Source organism: Flavobacterium xueshanense (assembly GCF_900112975.1).
Classification (GTDB): domain Bacteria; phylum Bacteroidota; class Bacteroidia; order Flavobacteriales; family Flavobacteriaceae; genus Flavobacterium; species Flavobacterium xueshanense.
The window spans coordinates 457,546-483,959 of sequence record NZ_FONQ01000001.1 but is presented as its reverse complement, the minus strand read 5'-3'; the positions used below and the strand labels follow the sequence as shown (position 1 = coordinate 483,959).

The window sequence follows — 26,414 nt, the reverse complement described above, 5'->3', positions numbered from 1 at the left end:
CAATTCATCTGAATTGGTTTTTTTATTATGCTTAAAATAATTTACTATTTTTTAAAAACCTGAAACAAATCCATCCATTCTATTTTAGAATCCAATCTTGGTAGCCCTTTATAATCCTGAATTTCCTCAATGTTTTCCATCCTGAAATCATTTTGATTCGAATAAGGAGCCAAGCCTTCTTTCTTTAATTTTTTAGCCAAATATTCCTGTTCGTATTGCCCGGGTGTGGGAATAAAAAAAGCCTTTTTTCTCAAGATTGCAAGATCCATTATTGTGGTATAACCGGAACGACAAAGCACCATTTCACTTTCGTTAAAAGCTTGTTCCAGCGCTGTTGAATTCATGAAATTATAATAGGTTACATTTTCTTTTACAACAATTTTCTGTTCAGATTCAACGTTTCCTTCAATAAAAATCACATTTCCTTCGAACCGAACGATTTCTTTTTTTAAATGGTTTTCTAATAATCCCCGTTGAGGTTCCGGTCCCGAAAGAATCACGAGCAAGTCGTACTTTTTGGGCAACAGTTTCTTTTGCAGTCTGCTTACCGGTCCAATATATTTGATTTTGGTATTCACGCTGTCAATATGACCTAGTTTCCCAGTAAGATTTAGATTGCCGGGATGATCCGGAACCCAGCATTCAGTGTATTTATTAATAACATATTGATGGATTTTGCTTGTAATCCAAGTCGTGTTCCCTGTCAATACATTCAATTGATGCGTGATATACACCGAGGGAACTTTCCTACCGAAAACACCCAATCTGTTATCCGAAATAATGCCGTCAATGGCATATTTTTCAATCCAGTTTTCAATTATTTTCTTTTCTTGGCGAACTGCTTTTAAGGTTCTCAAACTATTTTTTAATAATTTCCATTTGAAATTTTGTCCTTTTTTTGCATATTCTATTTGGTAAGAGGGAAGTTCCAGTGTTTGTATGTTGGGAAATTCCTTTTTTAGCAATGCCAATGCAATCCCATCGGATGCAATTATTGGGATATAGTTGTTTTCTGATAGCGCTTTAATGATTGGAATGCATCGTGTAGCGTGACCTAAACCCCAATTTAAAGGTGCAACTAAAATAGTCTTTTGTTCCAATTTCAAATCCATGTGCAATAAGTAGGTTCGTTGTATTTAATGTGAAAGTTAGGCAATCAACCCGTTTCGCATATTTCTAAGGCATTACCAAACCATTAAATTATTTCATTAAAAATAAGCTCTTAATTGCACGTTTCCAGTATGAATGGCTTGGCTTGTTTCGCTTTTTCGACCTTGGTAATTAACGTTTATATCTAAAAATTGTGTGATATTTTTTTGCAAAAGCAATCTCCACGTCAAGTTTTGACCCGTTTGTAATCCTTCCAGCATTTGAAATCCTACGGAAGAGAATTCATTTCCTTCGAACTTATTTTGGTAAAAAGAAACCTCTCCATTCATCGTAAACTTTTTAGTTCCTGCATAAGAAAAGGCAGTCCCAAAGCGATTTTGCAGCAGCGTTTCCGCTACGCCAATTTGATTGTCTTTCTTTTGTAATTCATAAAAGATATCCCAACTGGTACTTTTGGAAAACAAATAACTGATTTTTGGAGCCAATTGATGACCAGTGATGTCGAAGTTTTTCTCAGGGAAATTCTCCGATTGAACGGTGGTTTGAATCGTTTTGGCAAAAAAACCAAACAGCCAGCTTTTCTGGTATAAATGGTTGTACTGCAATTGATGGGAATTGTTGGTAGCTTCCTGCGAACCTATGGACAATAAGTTTTTCGTTTTATTTTGAAGATAAGAATAGGTAATCGAATGGTTTTGTTTCCCTCGATTGTAAAACAAACTGTTTCTTAAACTGGAATTCAGTCCCAGCACATTTTCATTGGAGCCGCTAAACGGATTTAATTCAAAATTAGCTCCGTCACTTCTCGTTTTTCGGTCGATTATAAAAGCGGTTTGATTGTAGAAATAAGAAAGTAATTTTTTTATTCCTTTCTCATTTTGCCATTGATTTGGGTTTAAGGTTACGGATTGAGAGAACTTATTTTGATGTGTTTTTATATAAATCCGATTGTGTAAAAACACCCGGATAAATTTCGCCTGATCGATAAACGGAGCGACTTCAAACTCCTGTAATTCCTGAATTCCATTGTCGTTGTAATCATTCCAAGTGTAAACGCCCTGTCCGGCCGGTACTTCCAGATAGGTAAATTCCTGTTGCGGAATGGTTCCTGAATTCGTCTCGTAAACCGTTGTGCTTTGGATTAATTGATTGAAAAAACGGTCCGTGTACACGATTCTGGAATTCAATGTTGGTTCTTTTTTTCGTGTAGCGTCCACAAATTCCAAAATTCTGTAATTGGCATAAAGGGACAAATCACTTTTATTGGTTTGTATTAATTTTGATTTCAGCATAAAAGTCTGGGAGGAATTTACGCGCTGAATCAAACTCCCGACACTTCGGGATTGTAAGCTGTCATTGGTTCTTCTAAGATAACCCAATTCTACAAAAACTTTCGTGCTGTCTCCTCTTCCAGTAAAAAAACCGTACTCTGTAAATTTTTGGCTTAAAGCCGAAAACTGATTTGTGACTTTGTCTTTTTCCTGATTATCCTCTAATCGCAAACTGGAACCAACCCAATTTTTATCGAAGTGAAAACGCATTTGAGACTGGTTTCTTAAAAATTTGGAAGATAAAATATTTGCATCGCTGTTTAAAAAACTGCCTTGGTTTTGAAAAGTCCAATTTTTTATTCGAAACAAACCATTTAAAACATGCCTGCTACCCGAAAAATTTTCGGAGAAATCCAGTTTTTCAAATTGATACAATACTAATCCTTTGTTGGTGGATTTTGGTTTTGGATTTAAATCCAATCGCAATCCGGAAACTAATAAACTTTGATTTCCAATACCTGCAGTTCCTAAGTTCCAGTCCCTGTCAAATTCGACATTATAAAGCCGTTCCACAGACTTGAAATTGTTCTGAATAAATTGATAATTAGCGAAAGCATCCATCTGCCATTTTTTTGAAAAAAGCCGTTGTTTGGCATTTATTTTTCCAGCCAAACCTTTGTTATTCGCATCATCAATGGTCGAAAATAAATTTTTATCATTGTTGCTGATGCCAATTTCAAAATCTACAGCTGTTTTTTCAGTGGGTTTAAATTTCCCTAAAAAGGTGGCGACTTGTATCTTCGTTGGCGCAATAAGTTGAATTATGGGTTCGTAATTTCCTTGCGAAATCCCGTTTATAGGAACAATGTATTCGTAAACTCGGGTGATTTTTGCTGCATTGGTCAAAATATAATTCCCGCTATTGGTTCCTACCAAAGTGAATCGGACATTGAATAACTCTTGTTGTGCGTCATTCGAATATTCGAAAATTTCTACGGCATTAACTAGCGTTTTTCGATACAGCACTTTATTTTCGGAGTAAGTGTCAGAATAGGCTGAAGGTGCAGTCATCAAACTTGGATTGTCTCCGGAATTCACCAATATCTGGGCTTGTTCCTCTGAAAGGTTTTGTTGTAACGGTTGATTTTTCAAGTCGTTTTCCGAATATAAATAGCCACCAAAACTCCATTTTTCATTTTCATGCGTGGCTCCGGCGTAAGTTACAAAGCGGGTATAATTTCGATCGGAGTATTGATATTCGATAGCAATTCGCATTTCGGAAGTGATAGTAAAAAGTGGCGTAAATACAATTTCACCGGCGTTGTAATCTATTGTATAATCATTGTTTTCGCCACGTTTTAATAAAATGCCATTTACATAAACCCGTTCTGAACCTGAAACCACCAGAACATACAATTCGCCATTTTGTCCTTTTAATTTGTATGGACCTTGATTGCCCTCTTGTCCCACAAAATTACTTTTGGCATATTGTCCTCGAACTAATGCCGCTGACGCAAATACATTTGTTTTGTTTTCTTCGGTTCCAAAGTTGAAATTTGTCGCCAGTCCCTGTACTTTTTTGTTGAAATTCAGGAATTGGGTTTTCTTGTTTTCCAGAAAGATATCGCCCGCTCGAATATTCCAGTCCTCGCTGAACAATTCCATGAATACATTGTCAAACTGATCCAGTTTTTGAGAATAGCCGCCGTCCTGCAACGGAATATTACTGTCTTGGATGGAGGCTCTCAAACTTACTTTTTCGGAAATTTTCCCTGTGATTTGTAAATCTAAATTGGAGTTCAAAACCGCATTTTGATTGTTTCCAATCGTCAAGCCACGCGTAATGCTCCCGGAAGTATTCAATCCGTCAAAAGGCACATTTTTGTTTATGTTTTTTTCTTCAATTTTGTATAAATTTCCAGTTCCTGCCTCATTACTGACTACTCGGCTGGAGTCGTAAATATGGTATTCTTGAGTTAATATTGCCGGAAACTTTAGATACTGTATTGTAAGTGAATCGGAGCTAAAATTGCTGTTTTCCTTTAAAAGTAGCGTGCCTTTTTCGAAATTTATTTTAAATAATGTGCTGTCGATTCGCTTGCTATTGGCGTCAAGCAATTTGAAAAAACTGGAATTAATACTTTCTTTTTCAATATAAATCGTGTCGCTTGAGGGAAGGATTTTTTTGGTTTTGTACAGCGAATTCATTTCCTGGGCATGGAGCCCAGAAAAACAGCTTATTACAATCCAAAAAAGTAATTTTTTCAACATAAATATTATAACTCGAAAGTATCAAAAGTAGTATTTATAATTCGATAATTAGAATATGGGTTAATCAGAAAATCAGCCGATACATAAATAAACATATTCTCCATTTAAGCTTTTGTATTTATACTTTTAGCAACAAAAAATGGGAATCAAAATTTAATTTTGATTCCCATTTTTCAATAGTATTAAACAGTTTTTAAACTTCTTTTGTCACGACTTGCATGGTTTCACGACTGACTTGTTTCAATAAGACAATTTTGTTTTCTTCGACAGTTTGCGTTGCTTTGTCATCGAAATGTCTAATGGTATATAAAGTGACATTTTCATTAAACTCAACTTTGAATTTTTTAGATAAAATGGCATTCAATGCTTTAAAAGTATCAAATTTATCTTCCACACATACAGAGAAACTAATTGCAGAATTCTGAATTAAGTTTACTTTTATTTTGAATCGGTGAAACAATGCAAAAATCTCACTGATGTTTTCTTCCATGATGAAAGAGAAATCTATTGAGGAAAGCGAAATTAAAAGTTGGTTTCTTTTGACAATAAAACAAGGCAGATACGGTTCTAAATCGACACCTTTAGCAACACTTGTTCCTTTCAATAATGGGTTTATAAATGATTTCACATATAAAGGAATTTCCTTTTTCTGTAAAGGCTGCAACGTTTTTGGGTGAATAACTGTTGCGCCGTAAAAAGCTAATTCAATGGCTTCGCGATAGGAAATTTGATTTAATAAACTGGCATTTTCAAAATATCTTGGGTCGGCATTCATTACGCCGGGTACATCTTTCCAGATAGTTACGCTTTCGGCATTTAAGCAATATGCAAAAATCGCAGCAGTATAATCGGACCCTTCACGACCCAAAGTGGTAGTGAAATTATTCTCATCTGAACCCAAGAAACCTTGTGTGATGTTCAGTATTTTTCGTTTTACGTTTTTGGCAATATTTTTTTGCGTCAATTCCCAATCCACTTCGGCATCTCTATAATTTGCGTCTGTTTTTATGAAATTACGAACGTCTAGCCATTGCGTTTTTATGCCCATGAAATTCATGAAATGACTCAGAATAGTAGTCGAAATTAATTCTCCGTAACTTACAATTTGGTCGTAAACAAAATTATAATTGGGAGATTTATTGTGTGCCAAGAAATATTCTAAATCAGTAAATTGTGTATTTATAGCGGCAAAAACTTCATTTTTGTCATCTTCAAATAAATCCATCAAAATTTGATTGTGGTATTTTTTGACTTCCTGGACAGATGAATTTAATTCAGCCGATTTGTCGAAATAATTTTTTATGACAATTTCCAATCCATTCGTCGTTTTTCCCATTGCAGAAACGACCAACAATACATCTTCGTATCCCACTTTTTGTAAAACTTCATATACGTTTTTAATTCCTGCGGCATCTTTTACAGAAGCTCCTCCAAATTTGAATATTCTCATAGTTTTAAACAAAAATTGTTCTTTATGCTTTATTTTAATTTATCTTTCACGAAATGGTTGATTCCTATTTCGTCCATTTGTACCACATACCAATCTCGAAGCACTTTTGCACCTGATTTTTCATAGAATTCGATTGCCGGTGTATTCCAGTCTAACACATTCCATTCCACTCTTCGAACCTGATCTTTTTTCGCTTGTTTTAAAATTTCAGAATATAACGCATATCCAAGTCCGGTTCCTCGCATTTTGTCTTTTACCACTAAATCCTCTAAATGAATTGTTTTTCCTTTCCAAGTTGAAAAGCGGTAATACCATAATGCGATACCTACTATTTGCTTCGGCTGTTCGCTGTCGCTCGTGTCATCATCCACTTCGGCAACAAAAACATGAAATAAAGGAACAGGACCAAAACCATCCCGAATTAAATCGTCAACAGTTACAAGAACAGCATCTGGTTCTTTTTCAAATGCAGCTAATTCTTGAATAAGGCCTAAAACGGCTTGCATGTCTTGCGGATTTCCTCTTCGAATATTCATAAATTTTTATTTTAATGGTTCAAAAATGCAATAAAATTGCATTTTTACGTATTAATTTTGTGGTTTATTCAGCAAATATACAATACTGGTAAACTAAGTAAATTTTATTCAAATCATTTTCACAAAAAAAACGATATTTGTGACTTCAAATTAACTACATCGATTTCGTAATGGAAGAACGCAACAAAACACTAGGAGAATTTATTATTGAAAATCAAAACGCTTTTCAATATTCGTCAGGCGAATTATCCCGAATCATTAACTCCATCCGATTGGCTGCCAAAGTAGTCAATTATAAAGTAAACAAAGCAGGATTAGTTGACATTGTTGGGGCAGCCGGAGAACAGAATATACAAGGTGAAGATCAACAAAAACTTGATGTTTATGCCAATGAAGTTTTCATTCAAACTTTAATCAATCGTGAAATTGTTTGTGGCATTGCCTCTGAAGAAAATGATGATTTCATCACCGTAGAAGGAAGTGATAACAGCCATAATAATAAGTACGTAGTGCTAATGGATCCGCTTGACGGTTCATCAAATATTGATGTAAATGTTTCGGTTGGAACTATATTTTCGGTTTATAGAAGAATTACTCCAATAGGAACTCCAGTTACCCTTGAAGATTTTTTACAGCCAGGAATCAACCAGGTTGCAGCAGGATATGTAATTTACGGTACATCGACAATGTTAGTTTATACAACAGGACACGGCGTCAATGGATTTACGCTGAATCCGGCCATTGGAACCTTTTATTTATCGCATCCAAAAATGAAGTTTCCAACAGATGGTCATATTTATTCCATCAACGAAGGGAATTATGTTCATTTTCCGCAAGGAGTAAAAGATTATATTAAATACTGCCAGTCAGAAGAAGATGATAGACCTTACACATCACGTTATATAGGAAGTTTGGTTTCGGATATTCACAGAAATATGATTAAAGGCGGAATTTATATTTATCCAACAAGTTCCAAAGCATCAAAAGGAAAATTACGATTGTTGTATGAATGCAATCCATTAGCTTTTATTGCTGAACAAGCCGGAGGAAAGGCTTCTGACGGATTTAACAGAATCATGGAAATTGAACCGACAGAATTACATGAAAGGGTGCCGTTCTTTTGCGGAAGCTACAACATGGTAGAAAAAGCGGAAGAATTTATGCATGAAGCTAAATTAAGCAAATACTAAAATTCAGGTTTATAAAAAAAGCTCTCAGATTTCTGAGAGCTTTTTTCGTATGCTTTGTAATTACTTGTTCATGTTTTTCATTTCGAAAAGAAAAGTGTCCGAATCAACTTCTTTTTCTACTAATATCAGTGCTTTATCTACGATGTAATTCACATTTTCAGTGTTAAACCCTAAACCAACACCAATTTTTCTCAGCATCAGCTCTTGTTTCTCACCTAAATGATGATCAACGTGAACGATTCGGGCTAAATCATACAAGCGCTCTATTCTTTGTTCGTACAAATAAGGAGGATTGATTGGGTATTTTAAAGGATTCTCTAAAATTTCCTCATATTCTGCGGAAGAAATTTCTAATCGAACTGCCAGTTTGTCTAAAAATGCTTTTTCTTCTGGAGAAAATTTCTCGTCAGTAAGTGCTACACGGACAATTGATGCAAAATGGCCTTTATTTCTTTGCTTGAATTCGCTATCAAATAAATCTGAAAATGACATAATTATTGGTTTTATATCTTACAAAGATAAATCTATTTTTAAATTAATAATTTTTATTTTTTTTATATTTTTTCTTTGCTTTAGATGTCTTTTGAAATGTATTTATTTAAATAATCAAATCAATCATTTTCAAAATTAATCGTAAGTTTACAACCCCTTTATCAACCTAATTAATTACCGATGTCAGAATTTTGGATTTACTTTCAAATAGGATTAAAACACGTTTTAAATATTCATGCTTATGACCATGTTTTGTTTTTAATAGCATTAGCAGTTCCTTTCTCTTTCAAGGATTGGAAGCGAGTTGTGCTTTTGGTTACCCTTTTTACCATTGGTCACACAATGGCTTTAATGCTTTCGGTTTTTGAAATAATTGCCATAAAAGTAAATGTGGTCGAGTTGCTGATTCCAATTACGATACTCATAACGGCGTTGTTTAATCTTTTTACGGCAGGAAAATCAAGCAAGAAAGAAAGTATAAATGTGATATTTTTTATCACGCTTTTCTTTGGGATTATTCATGGTTTGGGATTTTCAAATTATTTCAAATCGATTCTGGGCGGTAATGCTATTTCTAAAATATTGCCATTGTCCGAGTTTGCGTTGGGAATAGAAGCGGCTCAGATTGTAGTGGTTTTTGTGGTTTTGATCTTGTCGTATATTGTTCAAACCGTTTTTAGATTTTCGAAACGCGATTGGACATTGGTAATGTCGGCCTTTATAATAGGAGTAGTTATTCCTATGATTGTTGAAAGTGAAATCTGGTAAAGATAAAATGAGCGAAAAAAAATTGAATAAGTACGATAAAGCATATCTCAGAATTGCCAAAGAATGGAGTCTTTTGTCCTATTGTAAACGCAAACAAGTTGGTGCGATTATTGTGCGGGATAGAATGATAATCTCTGACGGATACAACGGAACACCTACTGGTTTTGAAAACTGCTGTGAAGATGCAGAAGGCTTGACACGTTGGGATGTTTTACACGCTGAAGCAAATGCGATTCTAAAAGTAGCCCGATCCACGCAATCTTGTGAAGGCGCCACTTTATACATTACGCTTTCGCCTTGTAAGGAATGCAGCAAGTTGATTCATCAGTCGGGAATAAAAAGAGTGGTTTACCATAAGGGATATCGCGATGATTCTGGAATCCAATTTTTGATAAAAGCAGGAGTTGAGGTGGAACATATTTCAATTTTAGAAGAATAAATGAACTTTAATACTAAATATCTGCCCATTCTTATTTTTGCAACACTTGCTTTGGGTGTTGTCCTTGGTGGCATGTTGAATTTCCCTAATACAGCGGATTATTTAGTCAACAATAATTCAAAAAATAAACTGAATAAACTCATCGATTTTATTGATAATGAATATGTAGATGATGTCAACACAGATTCTATTGTAAACCTTACCGTTGATAATATTCTGGCGAAATTAGACCCACATTCCGTTTATATTCCGCCCAGCGACCAGCAGGAAGTGATGGAAAGCATGAAGGGGAACTTCGTGGGAATAGGCGTAAATTTTTACATGTATAAAGATTCTGTTGCCGTTATTAAACCAGTGGAGAACGGCCCTTCGGCAAAAGCTGGAATTAAAGCAGGTGATCGAATTTTATATGCCGATAAAACAAAATTATTTGGGCGAAAATTGCCAAGTGACAGTTTGTATTCTAAATTGAAAGGAACGGTTGGATCAAATATTGAACTTACCATTTACAGAAAATCGGAAGGCAAAAGACTAAAAGTGAAAATTAAGCGCGATGTTATTCCCCTGAAAAGTGTCGATGTGGCGCTGCTTTTGAGTAATAAAACAGGGTATATTAAAATAAATCGGTTTTCGGAAACGACCTACAGTGAGTTTATGTCAGGTTTAATAAAACTGAAGCATCAAGGTGCAAATTCACTTATCATTGACGTTCGAGATAACGGTGGAGGTTACATGGAAGAGGCCATTGCCATTGCCGATGAATTGTTGACGGATAAGCAACTGATTGTGTTCACAAAAAACAAAAACGGGAATATTGATAAAACATTTGCGACTGCAAAAGGCAATTTTGAAAAAAGGAATGTTTTTATTTTAATCAATGAAAACACTGCCTCGGCCAGTGAAATTCTTGCCGGAGCAGTGCAGGATAATGACAGAGGAACCATTGTAGGGCGCCGTTCTTTTGGAAAAGGATTGGTACAGCGAGAAATGAATTTTGCTGATGGTTCAGCCGTTCGATTGACTATTGCCAGATATTACACGCCAACCGGTCGTTCGATTCAAAAACCATATTCAAAAGGGAATGAAGCGTATTTCAAAGAATCTGAAGCCCGTTTTGGAAATGGGGAATTATATGAAAAAGACAGCATAAAAGTTTCGGACACTATAAAATTCAAAACTAAAAAAGGCAAAATTGTTTACGGTGGCGGCGGAATTGTACCTGATGTTTTTGTACCGCTGGAAGTGGAGCACGGAAATGAAAGTGCCGCTTATTTATTACAATCGGGAATCGTAGGTAATTTTGTTTTTGAACAATTAGATAAACATAGAAGCACTTTTAAAGGCTTGTCTTTTAACCAATTTAAAACTAAAATGACTAAAACGGATTTCTATTTCAATGCATTTGAAAAATTTATTTTCGGAAACGGTTTGGATTTGAATTTTAGAAAAAGCAAGGCTTTAGTAAAAAGATATTTGGCTGCTGAATTTGCCCGACAATTGTATGGGGAAAGCTATTACTATCAAATTGTTTTGAAAGAAGATGCGATGGTTAAAAAGGTTTTAAATCAAAAATAATTAATATTTTCTACAATATGCAATATAAGTTTTCTGGAATGACAGTTAATGAACGATTGTATGTTGCAGGACTTATGAATGATTTTGAAATTTGCTTAAAACAAAAGGATTTTGAAGGAATTAATTCTGTTTTAAAGAAAGTTGAATTGAATGAAGATTCTATTATTGAAATAATTAATAGTTTAAAGTTGATGCATAATTAAAAGTTTAATTCAACTTTTTCTGCCCAATACTGTCATGTGTTTGCGTTTTAATCTCGCCACTCCATAAAGTAAGAATGTCTGTTGCAACTGCGGCGCTACTTCCGGCAGCAATGACCAGTTGAATTCTCCAATCTGCTAAAGTTTCTGTCACATAAATGCGTTCGGCAACTTTATGGTCAATGTTCTTGAGTTGTATTTTTTGTTTTTCAAGAAGTGATTTTTAATGCGATTCTATATAATGCATTAAACCTTCACTGGAGAAAGCATTAGCCGAAGCAATTTCTGCCACAATTATACTGTTTTTGTAGGTAGTTTTATTTGTGGTCACTGTAAATGTCTGAAAACTGCCTTCAATTTTCAGTACTTTTTAACCGAGGATTTGTGTAATGTTTGAATACGTTTATTGAAGATATGTAATGCTTTCCTTCAATAAATCAGCTCCTAATACTGCCGAATGTATTCTACGTAGGCATTATTGAAAACCGCTTCTAAAATGAAGATATTTTTTGATGGGTAAAAACGCCGATTTTTTGATCGGATACAAGAGATTTATTTTTAGCAGAATATAAAATAAGCTAACATGACATTGCTGAAACGCTACCACCTAAGATAAGTATATCAAATTCAATGATTACTTTTCGTTGGTTTTTTCTTCAATTCTTTTTGAAATTCTAAAGATTAAGAGAATCATTACAGCACAAAACGAAGCTGCGATGCCAATAAAAGCAACGACACTATCTCCCTGAAAGGGATTTCTGAAATCCAGCAAAGTAACATTAAAAAGGATTAGAGCTATTGCTAAAATTACCAATATGTTGGTGAAAATTTTCATAATACGTTATTGTTTTTGTTTTGAAAGAAACAGATAGATGAGGTAAGTTTTTTAAACTGAAAATAAAATTCCCAAAAAATCTAATTTATTTTATTGCATTCAATTGGAGGGTAAATTTATGTAAATTTAATTTAGACAAACAAACCTTTAACATTCGCAGCGAATAATTTAACAGCAATCGCAAGTAGTACAACTCCAAAAGTCTTTCGGATGACTCCAAGTCCATTCTCGCCAAGCATTTTTTCTATTTTAGAAGAGGATTTCAAAACGATGTATACCAGAATAATATTCAAAATGATGGCGATTACAATATTTATAGTGTAAAACTGAGACCGTAATGAAAGTAAGGTAGTCATAGTTCCCGCGCCGGCTATAAGAGGAAACGCGAGCGGAACAATTGAGGCGGAACTGGCTTCCTCGTCACGATAAATCCGAATTCCTAAAATCATTTCCAACGCCAAAAAGAATAAGACAAACGAACCGGCAACGGCGAAAGAATTCACGTCGATACCAATTAATTTTAAGAGTTCTTCCCCTGCAAAAAGGAAAACAATCATAATAACACCGGCAACAATCGACGCTTTTTCAGACTCAATGTGTCCATGTTTCGTTCTTAAATCAACAATTATCGGGATTGATCCCACAATATCAATTACGGCAAAAAGTACCATACCCACTGTGATAATTTCTCTAATGTCGAATTCTAACATATCTTTTTTTGTATGCAAAGGTATATTTTTATTCTTGTATTTGCTTTTAGTTTTCTTCGGTGTAATACTTTAAAAACTTTTTTTAAAAATAATTTTTTGAAATTTTGAAGAATTTGAAATACTTAAATTCAACTCTTTATTTATTATTTGTTGGATATTTGAAAAATGGTCATTAGTACGGATTTCTGTGTTTTTTTTGTTTTAAACTCTATAACCAAATAGTTTTTTTTATTAATTTGGTTAAAATGTGTGATATGTTCAAAGAAATAATATTGTTTTAATCACTATATTTTTATTTGTAGGATGTTCTAAATCCCTTTATAACTTCATATTACTCAAATATGAATGAAATTCTTTCTTTTCCTTATGATTTAGTATTTGATAATTCAGGCATTTTATTTTTATCAACAGATGAGGGTGTAATTAAATAACTACTTCTGGGCTCATTTCAACTTTATTGAAATTATATTATTGGGGGATGTCTTTTGATACCAAAGGCAATTTATTCACTTTAAAATTTGAAAATACTTTGTCGAATATTAATAAAATTAATGTTTATGGAAACGCCATTCCGTTTTTAAAAGTTGATTTTTTTGCTGGCGATTTGTTTTTTGATGAAAAAACTGTGATTTATTTGTCAATGATTATTTTGATGGAAACTTAAAGAATGCAGATGGTTCAGGAAATATTTCTCAATTTACGTTAGGCTATGGATTAGTTGAAGATTTTACAATTGATACCAAAGGGACTTATTATTTGGCTTCTTATTCAAGTATTGCCTCAATAAGTTCCAAAGGTACTCACAGGTGGCTGATTTCTAATTTAGAATCTCCTTTAGCGATTTAAAATGTGATAGCAAAGGCAATGTATATATGGGTAATTTAAATAATACTATCAGTAAAATAACATCTACTGCAGAAGGAGTGTCTTATCAATCAGCTGGCAGTTTTGGAGGTTTAAGATGTATGACCATCGACAAATACGAGAATATTTATATAATTACGTCTAATCAAAACTCAAATTATAATTCTTTTATTAGTGTTTTTAAAATTTCATTTTAAAATTCCCTTTTGTCTTAGTTTGATTATCTTTGCATTTTATAATCATACTACTTCGTAATAATGTTTCAACTAGGAAAAACCATCGTCTCTGAAGACTTACTCCAAAAAGATTTTGTTTGCAATTTGACTGCTTGTAAAGGAGCTTGCTGCGTAGACGGCGACGCTGGAGCACCATTAAGTTTGGAGGAAACTCAAATCCTCGAATCTATTTATCCAAAAGTAAAACCATTTTTACGCAAGCAAGGAATTGCTGCTATCGAAGCGCAAGGAACTTGGGTAAAAGGAACTGATGGCGATCTTGAAACACCGTTAATAGATAATAAAGATTGCGCGTATGTAATTTTTGACGGTAAAACGGCTTTGTGCGGTATTGAGCAAGCGTACAATCAAGGAATAATCGATTGGAAAAAACCGGTGTCCTGCCACTTATACCCCGTTCGTGTAAAAGATTTTACGGAGTTTGCTGCTGTTAATTACGATAAATGGGATATTTGTGATCCAGCCTGTTCTTTAGGTCAAGAGTTAGAAGTTCCGGTTTATAAATTTGTCAAAGAAGCTTTGGTAAGAAGGTTTGGAGAGGATTGGTATGCCGAACTCGAAACAGTTGCGGAAGAGCTTAAAAATAATTCAAAATAGAATAAAAAATCCTTGTTTTCTATTTTTAAAATCCTATATTCTACGGTACTTTACAATGTTTTTTAAATTTTAATTAGCTGATTTACAGTTTTTTATAGTTTGAATAAAAATCCTCTTTATTTTTCTATTTGTTAAAAACTATAACCGATTGTGAATAAGTTTGGCTTTTAATTTCAGCAAAATTTCACAATCTTTGTAACTCCCAAAACGGAATTTATTTCGTTAAAATCTCAAAAAAACAAACAATTATAATGGCACAAGTTGAACCAATTTTACAAGAGAATAAAAATCGTTTCGTAATTTTTCCAATCAAACACCATGATATTTGGGAATTTTATAAAAGTATGGAAGCCAGTTTCTGGACTGCTGAAGAAATTGATTTGTCACAGGATTTAAATGACTGGAATAACAAACTTTCGGAAGATGAGCGTTATTTTGTTAAACACATTTTGGCATTTTTTGCTGCTTCAGATGGAATCGTAAATGAAAATCTGGCTGAAAATTTTGTGAACGAAGTGCAATATGCGGAAGCAAAATTCTTTTACGGTTTTCAGATTATGATGGAAAACATTCATAGCGAAACCTACTCGTTATTGATTGATACGTATGTAAAAGACGAGGCAGAGAAAGATGACTTATTCAATGCTTTAGAAGTTTTTCCTGCAATTAAGAAAAAAGCGGACTGGGCTTTGAAATGGATTGAATCTGATTCATTTGCAGAACGATTGATCGCTTTTGCAGCGGTGGAAGGAATTTTCTTTTCGGGAGCATTTTGTTCGATTTATTGGTTGAAAAAACGTGGACTAATGCCAGGATTGACGTTTTCTAACGAATTAATTTCTCGTGATGAAGGCGTACACTGTGATTTTGCCGTGCATTTACACAACCACCACTTGGTAAATAAAGTGCCAAAAGAAAGAATCAGAAGCATTATTGTAGATGCTTTAAATATTGAAAGAGAATTTATTACGGAGTCACTTCCCGTAAGTTTGATAGGAATGAATGCCGTATTGATGACACAATATTTAGAATTTGTTGCTGACAGATTATTAGTGGAATTAGGTTGCGATAGAGAATATAATACTACAAACCCATTTGATTTTATGGATATGATTTCGCTTCAAGGGAAAACAAACTTTTTTGAAAAGAAAGTAGCCGAATATCAAAAAGCAGGTGTAATGAATACAGATGGTGATGCTCAAAAAATATCTTTTGACGCCGATTTTTAAAATTTGAATTTTTATCGATTTATCAAATTTTTTTTTGTGCTACTCTTGCATTAGCCCAGATAGTAATGGAAATCCTTTCTAGTCCTGAACTTGTTTCAGGATCCTGAAACAAGTTCAGGACTAGAAAGATTGTAATGGATAGCTGGAAATAGCTCCAAAAAAAGATGCTGAAACAAGTTCAGCATAAATTACAAATAACGAAAAACAGCGAAGGGATTTTCTGTTTTAAAAAACAAACAAAAGTATGTACGTAGTAAAAAGAGACGGCCACAAAGAGCCGGTAATGTTCGACAAAATCACAGATAGAATTAAAAAACTATGTTATGGTTTGAATGATTTGGTTGATGCCGTGAAAGTAGCAATGCGAGTAATTGAAGGGCTTTATGATGGAGTTTCTACGTCAGAATTAGATAATTTAGCAGCCGAAACTGCGGCTTCAATGACTATTGCGCATCCTGATTATGCACAATTGGCAGCAAGAATTGCAATTTCGAATTTACATTCCAATACTAAAAAATCATTTTCGGAAACGATGAATGATATGTTCAATTATGTGAACCCTAGAAACGGTCAATACGCACCATTACTTTCTGAGGAAGTACATCAGGTGATTATGAAAAATGCGGAATTTTTGGATTCACATGTGATATATAACAGAGATTTTAATTATGATTATTTTGGGTTTAAAACCTTGGAAAGATCATATTTGCTTAAAATAAATGGCAAAATAGTGGAGCGCCCGCAACACATGTTGATGCGTGTTTCGGTTGGGATCCATTTAGATGATTTAGATTCGGTGATTGAGACGTACGACTTAATGTCTAAAAAATTCTTTACACATGCAACGCCTACATTATTCAATGCGGGTACTCCAAAACCTCAGATGTCTTCTTGTTTCCTTTTGGCGATGCAAGACGATAGTATTGACGGGATTTACGATACGTTGAAGCAAACGGCGAAAATCTCGCAGTCAGCAGGTGGTGTTGGGCTTTCTATTCACAATGTAAGAGCAACTGGTTCTTATATTCGTGGAACTAACGGAACTTCGAACGGAATTGTTCCGATGTTGCGTGTTTTCAATGATACGGCACGTTATGTAGATCAAGGTGGTGGAAAACGTAAAGGTAGTTTTGCAATATACATCGAAACTTGGCATGCGGATATTTTTGAATTTTTGGACTTAAAAAAGAATACCGGAAAAGAAGAAATGCGCGCCAGAGATTTGTTCTTTGCAATGTGGACTTCGGATTTGTTTATGAAACGAGTTCAAGAAGACAGTTATTGGACGTTGATGTGTCCTAACGAATGTCCGGGATTGTATGATGTGTATGGCGAAGAATTTGAAGCGATGTACATTGATTACGAGAAACGTGGAAAAGGTAGAAAAACCATTAAAGCGCACGAACTTTGGGAGAAAATTCTAGAATCTCAAATCGAAACCGGAACGCCTTACATGTTGTATAAAGATGCAGTTAATAGAAAATCAAACCAGAAAAATTTGGGTACGATTCGTTCTTCGAATTTGTGTACCGAGATTATGGAATTTACATCCAAAGATGAAATTGCAGTCTGTAATCTAGCCTCTCTTTCCTTGCCAATGTTTGTTGCCAATGGGAAGTTTGACCATGAATTGATGTATACCGTTACAAAACGGGTAACCAGAAACTTGAATAAAGTAATTGACAGAAATTATTATCCGGTAATTGAAGGAGAAAATTCGAATAAACGCCACCGACCAATTGGTCTTGGAGTGCAAGGATTAGCTGATGCTTTCATTATGTTGCGTCTGCCGTTTACGAGCGACGAAGCTAAAAAACTGAATCAAGAAATTTTTGAAACATTATACTTTGCTGCGGTAACCGCATCGATGGAAATGGCCAAAGAAGAAGGACCATATTCGACATTTAAAGGTTCGCCAATTTCTCAAGGAGAATTCCAGTACAATTTGTGGGGAATGAAAGATGAGGAATTATCTGGTCGTTGGGACTGGGCTTCATTACGAAAAGAAGTGATGGAACACGGAGTGAGAAACTCGTTGTTAGTGGCTCCAATGCCAACGGCATCGACTTCTCAAATTTTGGGGAACAACGAGGCATTCGAACCCTATACTTCTAATATTTACACCAGAAGAGTCCTTTCGGGAGAATTTATTGTGGTAAACAAACATTTGTTACACGATTTAGTGGAGCGCGGTTTGTGGAATGAAACATTGAAACAAGAATTAATGCGAAATAACGGTTCGGTTCAAGATCTGAATATTCCGCAAGACTTGAAAGAATTGTACAAAACAGTTTGGGAAATGTCAATGAAAGACATTATCGATATGTCCCGTCAACGTGGTTACTTTGTGGATCAATCACAATCATTGAACTTGTTTATGCAAAATGCTAATTATTCAAAATTGACATCGATGCATTTCTATGCCTGGCAATCAGGATTGAAAACAGGAATGTATTATTTAAGAACAAAAGCTGCGGTGGATGCGATCAAATTTACATTGAACAATGATAAAAAAGCAGAGCCAATCGAAATTAAAGAGCAATCAATCGTTGTTCCTGCAGTTGCTGAAGCAGTAGAAATGACTTCGGATGAATACAGAGCTATGCTTGAATTATCTAAAAATGCAGGTCCTGACGAATGTGAAATGTGTGGGTCGTAGGTCAGCGAGGAACGAAGCAAACTCATTTTGAAACCATTTTGTTGACATCAACTAAATGGGTTTAAAACAAAAAGGCAGTTATTGTAATGATGACTGCTTTTTTTTTGGAGCTATCTCCCGCTTTCCGTTGCAATCTTTTTATTTTTAAAGAAAAAATAAAAAGGATTTCCACTTCAATCGGGTCTAAAACACCAAGATTTAACATTAACATTTGTAAATAATTCACTATATTTGGGATAGTTATTAGCCTTAAAACCCTTTTTATTATAATCAAAAACATTAAAATGGAAAATAGAAAATTTACTGTTACAGATGATTTATTAGCTTCCAAAAGCAAGCGTTTCCTGAATCTCCTTATCGATATATTTATAATTTATGTTATCGGAATCAGTATTGGTACAACCATAATTTTAATTGGAGATTTGACTCAAAGTGATACAGGATCAAATTGGGTTACATCATTAAGCGTAGTTGAAAGTTTCTTTTTCGGACTTGTTATCTTGTTTTTTTATTATTTAATTACTGAAATGTACTTTTCCAGAACCTTCGGGAAGTATTTCACGAAAACAATGGTTGTAAAGCATGACGGTTCAAGACCCAACATGAAAAGTGTAATGATTAGAACACTTTCTAGATTAATTCCTTTTGAGCCTTTTTCTTTTTTAACTGCTAATAGAGGATGGCATGATACATTATCAGTTACTTATGTGGTGAAAAAACACGAATTTCTTGAGAAAAAGAAAATGTTTTCTGAGGAATAAAGAAATAGAAAAGATAAAAATAGCGGTCATTTTAGACTGCTTTTTTGTTTTTAAACACATCCTTTTCTTTATATTCGCTCCTTTTAAATACCAAAAATAAAATGATGAACTGGGAACAACTTTTATCACTGAAACGACAAGGCGACAAAGGCAAAAGATTGCGTGTAGAACAAGACGATACTCGTTTGGGTTTTGAGGTGGATTACGATCGTATTATTTTCTCGGCGGCTTTTAGAAGTTTGCAGGATAAAACGCAGGTTATTCCGTTATCAAAAACTGATTTTGTTCACACCAGGTTAACGCATAGTTTAGAAGTTTCGGTTGTGGGGCGTTCTCTAGGACGATTGGTTGGTAAAAAAATAATTGAAAAATACCCACATCTGAAAGAAGTTCATGGCTATCACATGAATGATTTTGGGGCTATTGTTGCCGCCGCATCTTTGGCGCACGATATTGGGAATCCTCCTTTTGGACATTCTGGCGAAAAAGCGATTGGAGAATATTTCTCCATTGGAAAAGGACAGCAATACAAAGACCAGCTTACGGCAAAAGAATGGCAGGATTTGATTGATTTTGAAGGAAATGCCAATGGGTTTTCGGTACTGACAGCCAGTCGTCCCGGAATTGAAGGAGGACTTCGAATTTCGTATGCAACATTGGGTGCTTTTATGAAATATCCTAAAGAAAGTTTACCTAAAAAACCAACCAAAGAAATTGCCGATAAAAAATACGGTTTCTTTCAAACCGACAAAGCTTTTTTTCAAGATGTGGCTTTAGATATGGGTTTGATTCCAAATAAATCAGGAACCGACATTGGTTTTGAAAGACATCCTTTGGCTTATTTAGTGGAAGCAGCCGATGATATTTGCTATACCATCATTGATTTTGAAGACGGAATAAACTTAGGATTAGTTTCCGAAGATTTTGCTTTAGAATATTTGATAAAATTGGTAAAAGACAGTATAGACACTTCCAAATATAAAACGCTTACTACTAAAGAAGATCGGATAAGTTATTTACGTGCCTTAGCTATTGGTAGTTTAATCAGTGATGCAGTAAAAGTATTTATCGAAAATGAAACATTAATTCTGGAAGGTAAATTCCCTTTTGCGATCATGGATAAAAGCAAGTATAAAGCACAAATGGATGATATTATCAAGATTAGTGTTAATAATATTTACCAAAGCCGTGAAGTCATCGAAAAAGAGATTGTTGGCTATCAGATTATTCAAACGTTGTTGGATAAATTCATTACGGCTTTTAATAATAAATACAACGGGAATACGTCTAATTACGACTCTTTAATTCTGAAAATGTTGCCTGAGAAACATCATCTTGAAAAAGAGGACCTATACGCAAGATTACTTCATATTTGTCATTATGTATCCATGCTTACCGATGGTAATGCACTGGAATTATTTGAAACTATTAAGGGGAGAAAAAAGAATTAATTTTTAAAATATATACTCAATTCCAACACCTATAGCCTGCCTTATTTGTGTTTTTGGGCCTTCTGTTACTTGTATTCCAGCAATTTCTCTTTTTGATTTGATATCGTCGTCATATATAACATGTGCTCCAATATTGGCTTTTACGTATTGATTCACCACAAGTTCGACTTGTAAATCGCAGTCTACGTCTATATTTCCAAAACGATTTACATAGTCTGAATATAAGCTTAAGCGGTTTTCTAAAATGACATTTTTGAAGATTTCTTTTTTGTATTTATTGGTTATTAAAAAACCAAGTTCCATTTTTGATCTTTCTCCTTCAGTGAGTAAATTTCCATCCAGATCGTAAGTAGCCTTAGGAACACCAAAGGCACCTTGATCAGCCAGTCTTTGATCTAAAACTAAAGTTGTTTTGAATGTAAATGGAGAGATATAAAATGTTCTGTTCTTATCTTTGTCAATATTTTCAGCGCCTATTCCCATAAAAATGTAAGCAGGTGCAAAGGGTTTTGAAATCGCTTTTTCAATATTTGGATACGCGTAACCGTTAGTAAATTGCGTATTGAAATTAAATTTAGCCGAATGAAACCAGTTTGAAAGCGTGTCTTTTCTGTAGCCAAATGTGGAGTTAAATTGGATGGCATCTTCGGTTTTTCTAAGATCAATTCCGTCTTGTTTATTCAAACCGTATTTTACGATTAACTCATTTGACCAGTTGTAATTACTTCGGTTATAAACTCTATGAAATTTACCTTTAAATAAACCTGAAATTGAACTTGTTCCCCCGGCAGACCAGTTGACGAAAGCCACTTCGGAAATGTCAAAGCCCAAACTGTTTTTTTTACTCCAATAAGTTAAAGGAAGGAAGTGTGTTTTGGTTTGTATTTTTAGTGGGACATGCAATGATTTTCCTGTGGTTGTTAGTGTTGTTACAGGTGTAAGTCCATCGGGAAGAGTGGTGTATGTTACTTCTTGGGAAAAACAATGAAGAGGAATTGTGAATGCAAGTAGTAATAATGTGTAGGTTAATAATTTCATTATAGTGTAGTTGTATTTAAGAGGGCAAAATAATTATTTTAATAACTTGAAAAAAGTATTTCAAGACTTTTAACGTCAATTTTGCAATATTGTTGTAATTCAGCTACAGTTCCGTGTTCAATAAATTCATCCGGAATACCCAGAACCGTTACTTTTGAAGTATAGTTATTCTCAGAAGCAAACTCGAGAATCGCACTACCGAAACCGCCTTTTATAATACCGTCTTCTATCGTTATGATGGTTGTAAATTTATGAAAAATGGTATGTAATACTTTGTCATCTAATGGTTTGACAAATGAAAAATCATAATGTGCAATGGTTTCCGGATGTTTCATTTTGGCTATAGCCAAAGAGACATTATTGCCAACAGTTCCATTGGATAAAACGGCTACTTTCGAACCTTGTTTGATACAAACACTTTTGCCAATTGCTATTTTTTCATAATTACCAAAATGTTGCGTTTGCCAATCTGCAATGACACCGCGTCCTCTCGGATAACGAATTGCGATAGGATGATTTAATCCCAATTGCGCTGTATATAAAATATTTTGTAACGCTATTTCATTTATTGGGGCATGAATAATCATATTAGGAATGCAACGCAGATAAGCCAAATCAAAAACACCGTGATGCGTTGCTCCATCTTCTCCCACTAAACCGGCTCTGTCCAGACAAAAAATTACCGGAAGATTTTGCAGAGCCACATCGTGGATTATCTGGTCGTAGGCTCTTTGTAAAAAAGTCGAGTAAATATTGCAATATACAATCATTCCTTGAGTTGCCATTCCGGCAGCCAAGGTAACCGCATGTTGTTCAGCAATTCCCACGTCAAAAGCACGTTTAGGAAATGCATCCATCATGAATTTCAACGAACTTCCGGACGGCATTGCAGGTGTAATCCCGATTATTTTCTCATTTTTTCTAGCCAAATCCAAAACCGTCAAGCCAAAAACATCCTGATATTTCGGAGGTAAATTTTCTTCTGATTTAATGTGAATTTCTCCTGTTAAAGCATCAAATTTTCCGGGAGCATGGTATTTTACCTGGTCTTCTTCGGCTTGTTGCAAGCCTTTTCCTTTGGTGGTAATGATATGAAGAAATTTTGGTCCTTTTACTTTTTGTAAGCGTTTCAGTTCTTTGATAACGGCAAAAATATCATGACCGTCTATTGGACCTGAATAATCAAAATTCAATGATTTAATCATATTATTTTGCCTCGGATTTTTTCCTTCTTTTACGGCAGTGAGATATTGTTTTAAAGCGCCGACACTTGGGTCAATTCCGATGGCGTTATCATTTAGAATTACTAATAAATTTGCATCAGTAACTCCGGCGTGATTTAAGCCTTCAAAAGCCATTCCTGAGGCTATAGAAGCGTCGCCAATCACCGCTATATGTTGTTTGTTGAAATCGCCTTTTAAATTAGAAGCAATTGCCATTCCTAAAGCTGCAGAAATGGAAGTAGAGGAGTGGCCTACGCCAAAGGCATCGTAAATACTTTCACTCCTTTTTGGGAAACCGGAAATACCGCCGAGTCGCCTATTGGTATGAAAGCTTTCTCTTCGGCCTGTGAGTATTTTATGTCCGTAGGCTTGATGGCCTACATCCCAAATCAATAAATCATTTGGTGTGTCAAAAACGTAATGCAATGCAATAGTCAATTCGATAACTCCTAGGCTTGCGCCAAGATGTCCTTCTTTTACAGCCACAATATCGATAATGAAATCGCGTAATTCTTGAGCGACTTCAGGAAGTTGGGATTCATCAAGCAGGCGTAAATCGGTTGGATTGTTTATGTTTGAAAGTAAATTATCTGACATGGGGCAAATGTACGAATTGAATACTGTATTTTTGCAATTATGATAAATCCTTTCACCGACGAATATTTCATGAAAAAAGCGTTGCAGGAAGCCGAAATGGCTTTTGAAAAGGGCGAAATTCCTGTTGGCGCTCTTATTGTCATTGATAATAAAGTCATTGCCAGAAGTCATAATTTAACCGAATTACTTCATGACGTTACGGCTCACGCCGAAATGCAATCCATCACTGCTGCTGCGAATTATCTTGGCGGGAAATATTTAATGGGTTGTACGCTTTACGTCACACTGGAACCTTGCCAGATGTGCGCCGGCGCTTTGTATTGGAGTCAGATTTCAAGAATTGTGTATGGAGCCACAGATGACAATCGTGGTTTTGTAAAAATGGGAACGCAATTGCATCCTAAAACAACTGTTGTGAAAGGTATTTTGGCAAATGAAGCTTCGGAGTTGATGAAGCGATTTTTTGTGGAAAGAAGGAGGTAATATAATACTCGAATACCCTAGCCCAGATAGAAGTGAAAATCCTTTCTAGTCCTGAACTTGTTTCAGGATCCTGAAACAAGTTCAGGACTAGAAAGATTGTAACGTATAGCTGGAAATAGCTCCTGAAAAAAAAGAGCAAAAAAAAACTCCTCAATTTCTTGAGGAGTTTGTTATTTATTCTATGACAGCATTTTCTTTTTTGTCGTAGAAATGATATTCTAAATACGTGTAAGCATCACGAGGTATGATTTTCACCCACTTTTTATGTTCAAGAAACCATTTTGAACGTAATGATGGAAAACCTTTGGTAAGGTATGCGGCCACAAACGGATGTACATTAAGCACAACATCTTTGTGGTTTTTTAATACTCTTTCCAGATCAAAAGCGATTTTATCAATGATTTGAATTGGCGCTTCAATTTCGCCGCTTTCATTGTTTGGATCTTCTTCTCTGGTCTTAATATTTACTTCTGGTCTTACTCTTTGTCTTGTAATTTGAACTAATCCAAATTTACTCGGAGGTAAGATCTTGTGTTTCGCTTTATCGTCGCTCATTTCTTCTTTCAAGAAATCGAACAAAACTTTACGATTTTCAGGATTTGACATATCGATAAAATCGACTACAATGATTCCACCCATATCACGAAGACGTAATTGTCTGGCAATTTCGGCAGCTGCAATCATATTCACTTCCATGGCTGTATCTTCCTGGTTGGTGGCTTTATTAGAACGGTTTCCGCTGTTTACGTCGATAACGTGCAAAGCTTCAGTATGTTCGATAATAAGATAAGCCCCTTTACTCATGGATACTGTTTTTCCAAAAGAAGTTTTGATTTGTCTCTCTATGTTGTATTTCTCAAAAATAGGTGTGTCTTTTGATTGATAAAACTTAACGATTGATTGTTTGGATGGTGCAATTTCTTGCAAATAATCCTTTGTTTGGTTGTACAACTCTTCGTCATCAATTTGAATACCACTAAAGGTATCATTAAATACATCTCTTAATATTGAAGAAGCTCTGTTGAGTTCTCCTAGTACTTTAGACGGATGATGAGCAGTTGGTAATTTTTTACACATTGCAGTCCATCTGCTGAGCAGGTTCTGCAAATCTTTTTCTAATTCGGCTGTATTTTTGCCTTCGGCTACTGTGCGAACAATAACACCAAATCCTTTTGGTTTGATGGATTGTACTAATCGTTTCAAACGGTCTTTTTCTTTTTTGTCTTCTATTTTTTGTGAAATAGAAACACGGTCAGAAAAGGGAACCAGAACAATAAAACGTCCGGCAAGAGAAAGCTCTGCGCTAATTCTTGGTCCTTTGGTAGATATAGGTTCTTTGACGACTTGTACTAAAACAGACTGATTGGAGCTTACTACATCAGTAATAGTACCATCTTTGTCTATTTCTTTTTCAAACTGAAAGGTTTTTAGGGAGAAATCTTTTAATTTACCTGCGCTTACAAGTTTTATGAATTTCAGTTGGGAAGCTAAATTAGGTCCTAAATCGTGATAATGTAAAAAAGCATCTTTTTCGAAGCCTACATTTACAAAAGCAGCGTTAAGTCCGGCAACTGGTTTCCTGATTTTGGCAATAAAAATATCACCAACCTGGAAGTTGCTTTTTTCTTCTTCTTTATGTAATTCAATTAGTTTTCCATCTTTTAATAAGGCAAAATCTACGGCTTCAGAACTAGATCTAATGATTAATTCTTTATTCACACTGTAAATTTTTTATCTATTCGCCAAAGCGAACAAATGGATTAAACAATATTTTAACAGGTATTGAACCCGGGGAAAATTAGCTGGCAGTTCGCAGTGTTAAGTTCGCAGTTGCCTGACTACTAAAAACTGAATACTGATGACTAACTTTCAATTTCAATGAACGTTTAAAAAGAAAAAAGTAGTTTAAAACTACTTTTTCTTTTTGTGACGGTTAGCTCTCGCTCTTTTCTTACGTTTGTGCGTTGCTACCTTATGTCTCTTTCTTTTTTTACCACTTGGCATGTCTTGTCGATTTTATGATTAATATTATTATTTTGCTTCGTTATTTGTTTTCACTCCTTCTACAAAAACTTTTGCAGGTTTAAATGCAGGAATGTTGTGTGCAGGAATTTTTATTGTGGTATTTTTAGAAATATTTCTTCCTGTTTTTTCCGCTCTAGTCTTCACTATAAAACTTCCAAAACCTCTTAAATAAACATTGTCTCCAGTTTCTAATGAATTTTTTACTTCATTCATAAAAGTCTCTACAGTTGCCTGTACATCTCCTTTTTCAAGACCTAATTTTTCTGAAATTTTTGCTACGATATCTGCTTTCGTCATTTTCTTTCCTATTTATAATGTTGTACTATTTTTTTGAGTTTGCAAATATAGGGATTTAAAAAACAATTATTCAAGCTAATTCATTAAATTTTAATCACATAAACTTT

At 34.7% G+C, this 26,414-nt stretch carries 24 protein-coding genes; 12 read left to right on the top strand and 12 right to left on the bottom strand.

Annotated features, from left to right (window positions below; translation table 11 throughout):
• Positions 1-44: 44 nt before the first annotated feature.
• From BMZ76_RS02105 to BMZ76_RS02090, 4 genes are all read right to left on the bottom strand, one after another.
• A complete protein-coding gene (locus tag BMZ76_RS02105) occupies positions 45-1,112 on the bottom strand; it encodes a glycosyltransferase (protein ID WP_091203055.1) in 1,068 nt (355 codons plus the stop codon).
• Positions 1,113-1,208: 96 nt separating this feature from the next.
• Positions 1,209-4,652, bottom strand: a complete 3,444-nt coding sequence (locus BMZ76_RS02100; RefSeq protein ID WP_091203054.1) for a hypothetical protein — start codon at positions 4,650-4,652, stop codon at positions 1,209-1,211.
• Positions 4,653-4,845: 193 nt separating this feature from the next.
• Positions 4,846-6,102, bottom strand: a complete 1,257-nt coding sequence (locus tag BMZ76_RS02095) for an aspartate kinase (RefSeq protein WP_091203053.1) — start codon at positions 6,100-6,102, stop codon at positions 4,846-4,848.
• A gap of 29 nt (positions 6,103-6,131) precedes the next feature.
• Entirely contained in the window at positions 6,132-6,638 is a 507-nt protein-coding gene (locus BMZ76_RS02090; RefSeq protein ID WP_091203052.1) for a GNAT family N-acetyltransferase, read from the bottom strand.
• 170 nt (positions 6,639-6,808) lie between these two features.
• Between BMZ76_RS02090 and fbp the strand changes: the two genes are divergently transcribed.
• Positions 6,809-7,828 (top strand): class 1 fructose-bisphosphatase, encoded by a 1,020-nt coding sequence (gene fbp, locus BMZ76_RS02085; protein ID WP_091203051.1) that lies wholly within the window; start codon positions 6,809-6,811, stop codon positions 7,826-7,828.
• Positions 7,829-7,888: 60 nt separating this feature from the next.
• On the opposite strand, the gene BMZ76_RS02080 is transcribed toward fbp, so the two are convergent.
• Positions 7,889-8,320 (bottom strand): tellurite resistance TerB family protein, encoded by a 432-nt coding sequence (locus tag BMZ76_RS02080; RefSeq protein ID WP_091203050.1) that lies wholly within the window; start codon positions 8,318-8,320, stop codon positions 7,889-7,891.
• Positions 8,321-8,500: 180 nt separating this feature from the next.
• Between BMZ76_RS02080 and BMZ76_RS02075 the strand changes: the two genes are divergently transcribed.
• From BMZ76_RS02075 to BMZ76_RS02060, 4 genes are read left to right on the top strand one after another with little or no spacing between them, the layout of a single operon-like run.
• Positions 8,501-9,088 carry a HupE/UreJ family protein gene (locus BMZ76_RS02075; protein WP_091203049.1) on the top strand — a complete coding sequence of 196 codons (588 nt, stop codon included), beginning with the start codon at positions 8,501-8,503 and terminating at the stop codon, positions 9,086-9,088.
• 7 nt (positions 9,089-9,095) lie between these two features.
• Positions 9,096-9,527 carry a deoxycytidylate deaminase gene (locus BMZ76_RS02070; protein ID WP_091203095.1) on the top strand — a complete coding sequence of 144 codons (432 nt, stop codon included), beginning with the start codon at positions 9,096-9,098 and terminating at the stop codon, positions 9,525-9,527.
• The gene (locus BMZ76_RS02065) at positions 9,528-11,102 is read left to right on the top strand and encodes a S41 family peptidase (RefSeq protein ID WP_091203048.1); all 1,575 of its coding nucleotides are present in this window, start codon (positions 9,528-9,530) and stop codon (positions 11,100-11,102) included.
• Positions 11,103-11,140: 38 nt separating this feature from the next.
• Positions 11,141-11,305: a hypothetical protein gene (locus tag BMZ76_RS02060; protein WP_244281729.1), complete on the top strand. Its 165-nt coding sequence runs from the start codon at positions 11,141-11,143 to the stop codon at positions 11,303-11,305.
• Positions 11,306-11,309: 4 nt separating this feature from the next.
• On the opposite strand, the gene BMZ76_RS16350 is transcribed toward BMZ76_RS02060, so the two are convergent.
• From BMZ76_RS16350 to BMZ76_RS02045, 3 genes are all read right to left on the bottom strand, one after another.
• The gene (locus BMZ76_RS16350; RefSeq protein ID WP_317615043.1) at positions 11,310-11,456 is read right to left on the bottom strand and encodes a hypothetical protein; all 147 of its coding nucleotides are present in this window, start codon (positions 11,454-11,456) and stop codon (positions 11,310-11,312) included.
• Positions 11,457-11,936: 480 nt separating this feature from the next.
• Positions 11,937-12,137 carry a hypothetical protein gene (locus BMZ76_RS02050; protein WP_091203046.1) on the bottom strand — a complete coding sequence of 67 codons (201 nt, stop codon included), beginning with the start codon at positions 12,135-12,137 and terminating at the stop codon, positions 11,937-11,939.
• Between the two features lie 131 nt (positions 12,138-12,268).
• Positions 12,269-12,847, bottom strand: a complete 579-nt coding sequence (locus BMZ76_RS02045) for a MarC family protein (protein ID WP_091203045.1) — start codon at positions 12,845-12,847, stop codon at positions 12,269-12,271.
• A gap of 457 nt (positions 12,848-13,304) precedes the next feature.
• Here BMZ76_RS02045 and BMZ76_RS02040 point away from each other — a divergent pair, with 457 nt between their 5' ends.
• From BMZ76_RS02040 to dgt, 6 genes are all read left to right on the top strand, one after another.
• Positions 13,305-13,511 carry a hypothetical protein gene (locus tag BMZ76_RS02040; protein ID WP_143071039.1) on the top strand — a complete coding sequence of 69 codons (207 nt, stop codon included), beginning with the start codon at positions 13,305-13,307 and terminating at the stop codon, positions 13,509-13,511.
• 457 nt (positions 13,512-13,968) lie between these two features.
• Entirely contained in the window at positions 13,969-14,544 is a 576-nt protein-coding gene (locus BMZ76_RS02030) for a DUF3109 family protein (RefSeq protein WP_091203042.1), read from the top strand.
• A gap of 251 nt (positions 14,545-14,795) precedes the next feature.
• Complete coding sequence (locus tag BMZ76_RS02025) at positions 14,796-15,773, top strand: ribonucleotide-diphosphate reductase subunit beta (RefSeq protein WP_091203041.1); 978 nt, start codon at positions 14,796-14,798, stop codon at positions 15,771-15,773.
• 244 nt (positions 15,774-16,017) lie between these two features.
• Complete coding sequence (locus tag BMZ76_RS02020) at positions 16,018-18,432, top strand: ribonucleoside-diphosphate reductase subunit alpha (protein ID WP_091203040.1); 2,415 nt, start codon at positions 16,018-16,020, stop codon at positions 18,430-18,432.
• 284 nt (positions 18,433-18,716) lie between these two features.
• Positions 18,717-19,193 carry an RDD family protein gene (locus BMZ76_RS02015; RefSeq protein ID WP_091203039.1) on the top strand — a complete coding sequence of 159 codons (477 nt, stop codon included), beginning with the start codon at positions 18,717-18,719 and terminating at the stop codon, positions 19,191-19,193.
• A 104-nt stretch (positions 19,194-19,297) separates the two neighbouring features.
• Entirely contained in the window at positions 19,298-20,644 is a 1,347-nt protein-coding gene (gene dgt / locus BMZ76_RS02010; protein ID WP_091203094.1) for a dGTP triphosphohydrolase, read from the top strand.
• A 3-nt stretch (positions 20,645-20,647) separates the two neighbouring features.
• On the opposite strand, the gene BMZ76_RS02005 is transcribed toward dgt, so the two are convergent.
• Positions 20,648-21,682: a DUF3078 domain-containing protein gene (locus tag BMZ76_RS02005; RefSeq protein WP_091203038.1), complete on the bottom strand. Its 1,035-nt coding sequence runs from the start codon at positions 21,680-21,682 to the stop codon at positions 20,648-20,650.
• Between the two features lie 38 nt (positions 21,683-21,720).
• The gene (locus BMZ76_RS02000; protein ID WP_091203037.1) at positions 21,721-23,502 is read right to left on the bottom strand and encodes a 1-deoxy-D-xylulose-5-phosphate synthase; all 1,782 of its coding nucleotides are present in this window, start codon (positions 23,500-23,502) and stop codon (positions 21,721-21,723) included.
• A gap of 39 nt (positions 23,503-23,541) precedes the next feature.
• Here BMZ76_RS02000 and BMZ76_RS01995 point away from each other — a divergent pair, with 39 nt between their 5' ends.
• A complete protein-coding gene (locus BMZ76_RS01995) occupies positions 23,542-23,985 on the top strand; it encodes a nucleoside deaminase (RefSeq protein ID WP_091203036.1) in 444 nt (147 codons plus the stop codon).
• Positions 23,986-24,159: 174 nt separating this feature from the next.
• Here the strand turns inward: BMZ76_RS01995 and BMZ76_RS01990 are convergent, their stop codons facing one another.
• Positions 24,160-25,704: an Rne/Rng family ribonuclease gene (locus tag BMZ76_RS01990; RefSeq protein WP_091203035.1), complete on the bottom strand. Its 1,545-nt coding sequence runs from the start codon at positions 25,702-25,704 to the stop codon at positions 24,160-24,162.
• Positions 25,705-26,016: 312 nt separating this feature from the next.
• Entirely contained in the window at positions 26,017-26,307 is a 291-nt protein-coding gene (locus BMZ76_RS01985) for an HU family DNA-binding protein (RefSeq protein ID WP_066080765.1), read from the bottom strand.
• Positions 26,308-26,414: the final 107 nt, after the last annotated feature.

Bases quoted from the DNA above. Each gene is read 5' to 3' on its own strand.
- BMZ76_RS02045 (WP_091203045.1), bottom strand. From the start codon at position 12,847: ATGTTAGAATTCGACATTAGAGAAATTATCACAGTGGGTATGGTACTT.
- BMZ76_RS02095 (WP_091203053.1), bottom strand. From the start codon at position 6,102: ATGAGAATATTCAAATTTGGAGGAGCTTCTGTAAAAGATGCCGCAGGA.
- BMZ76_RS02105 (WP_091203055.1), bottom strand. From the start codon at position 1,112: ATGGATTTGAAATTGGAACAAAAGACTATTTTAGTTGCACCTTTAAAT.
- BMZ76_RS02065 (WP_091203048.1), top strand. From the start codon at position 9,528: ATGAACTTTAATACTAAATATCTGCCCATTCTTATTTTTGCAACACTT.
- BMZ76_RS02025 (WP_091203041.1), top strand. From the start codon at position 14,796: ATGGCACAAGTTGAACCAATTTTACAAGAGAATAAAAATCGTTTCGTA.
- BMZ76_RS02005 (WP_091203038.1), bottom strand. From the start codon at position 21,682: ATGAAATTATTAACCTACACATTATTACTACTTGCATTCACAATTCCT.
- fbp (WP_091203051.1), top strand. From the start codon at position 6,809: ATGGAAGAACGCAACAAAACACTAGGAGAATTTATTATTGAAAATCAA.
- BMZ76_RS02015 (WP_091203039.1), top strand. From the start codon at position 18,717: ATGGAAAATAGAAAATTTACTGTTACAGATGATTTATTAGCTTCCAAA.
- BMZ76_RS02080 (WP_091203050.1), bottom strand. From the start codon at position 8,320: ATGTCATTTTCAGATTTATTTGATAGCGAATTCAAGCAAAGAAATAAA.
- BMZ76_RS02070 (WP_091203095.1), top strand. From the start codon at position 9,096: ATGAGCGAAAAAAAATTGAATAAGTACGATAAAGCATATCTCAGAATT.
- BMZ76_RS02060 (WP_244281729.1), top strand. From the start codon at position 11,141: ATGACAGTTAATGAACGATTGTATGTTGCAGGACTTATGAATGATTTT.
- BMZ76_RS01995 (WP_091203036.1), top strand. From the start codon at position 23,542: ATGATAAATCCTTTCACCGACGAATATTTCATGAAAAAAGCGTTGCAG.
- BMZ76_RS02100 (WP_091203054.1), bottom strand. From the start codon at position 4,652: ATGTTGAAAAAATTACTTTTTTGGATTGTAATAAGCTGTTTTTCTGGG.
- BMZ76_RS02075 (WP_091203049.1), top strand. From the start codon at position 8,501: ATGTCAGAATTTTGGATTTACTTTCAAATAGGATTAAAACACGTTTTA.
- BMZ76_RS02000 (WP_091203037.1), bottom strand. From the start codon at position 23,502: ATGTCAGATAATTTACTTTCAAACATAAACAATCCAACCGATTTACGC.
- dgt (WP_091203094.1), top strand. From the start codon at position 19,298: ATGAACTGGGAACAACTTTTATCACTGAAACGACAAGGCGACAAAGGC.
- BMZ76_RS02020 (WP_091203040.1), top strand. From the start codon at position 16,018: ATGTACGTAGTAAAAAGAGACGGCCACAAAGAGCCGGTAATGTTCGAC.
- BMZ76_RS02090 (WP_091203052.1), bottom strand. From the start codon at position 6,638: ATGAATATTCGAAGAGGAAATCCGCAAGACATGCAAGCCGTTTTAGGC.
- BMZ76_RS02030 (WP_091203042.1), top strand. From the start codon at position 13,969: ATGTTTCAACTAGGAAAAACCATCGTCTCTGAAGACTTACTCCAAAAA.
- BMZ76_RS02050 (WP_091203046.1), bottom strand. From the start codon at position 12,137: ATGAAAATTTTCACCAACATATTGGTAATTTTAGCAATAGCTCTAATC.
- BMZ76_RS01985 (WP_066080765.1), bottom strand. From the start codon at position 26,307: ATGACGAAAGCAGATATCGTAGCAAAAATTTCAGAAAAATTAGGTCTT.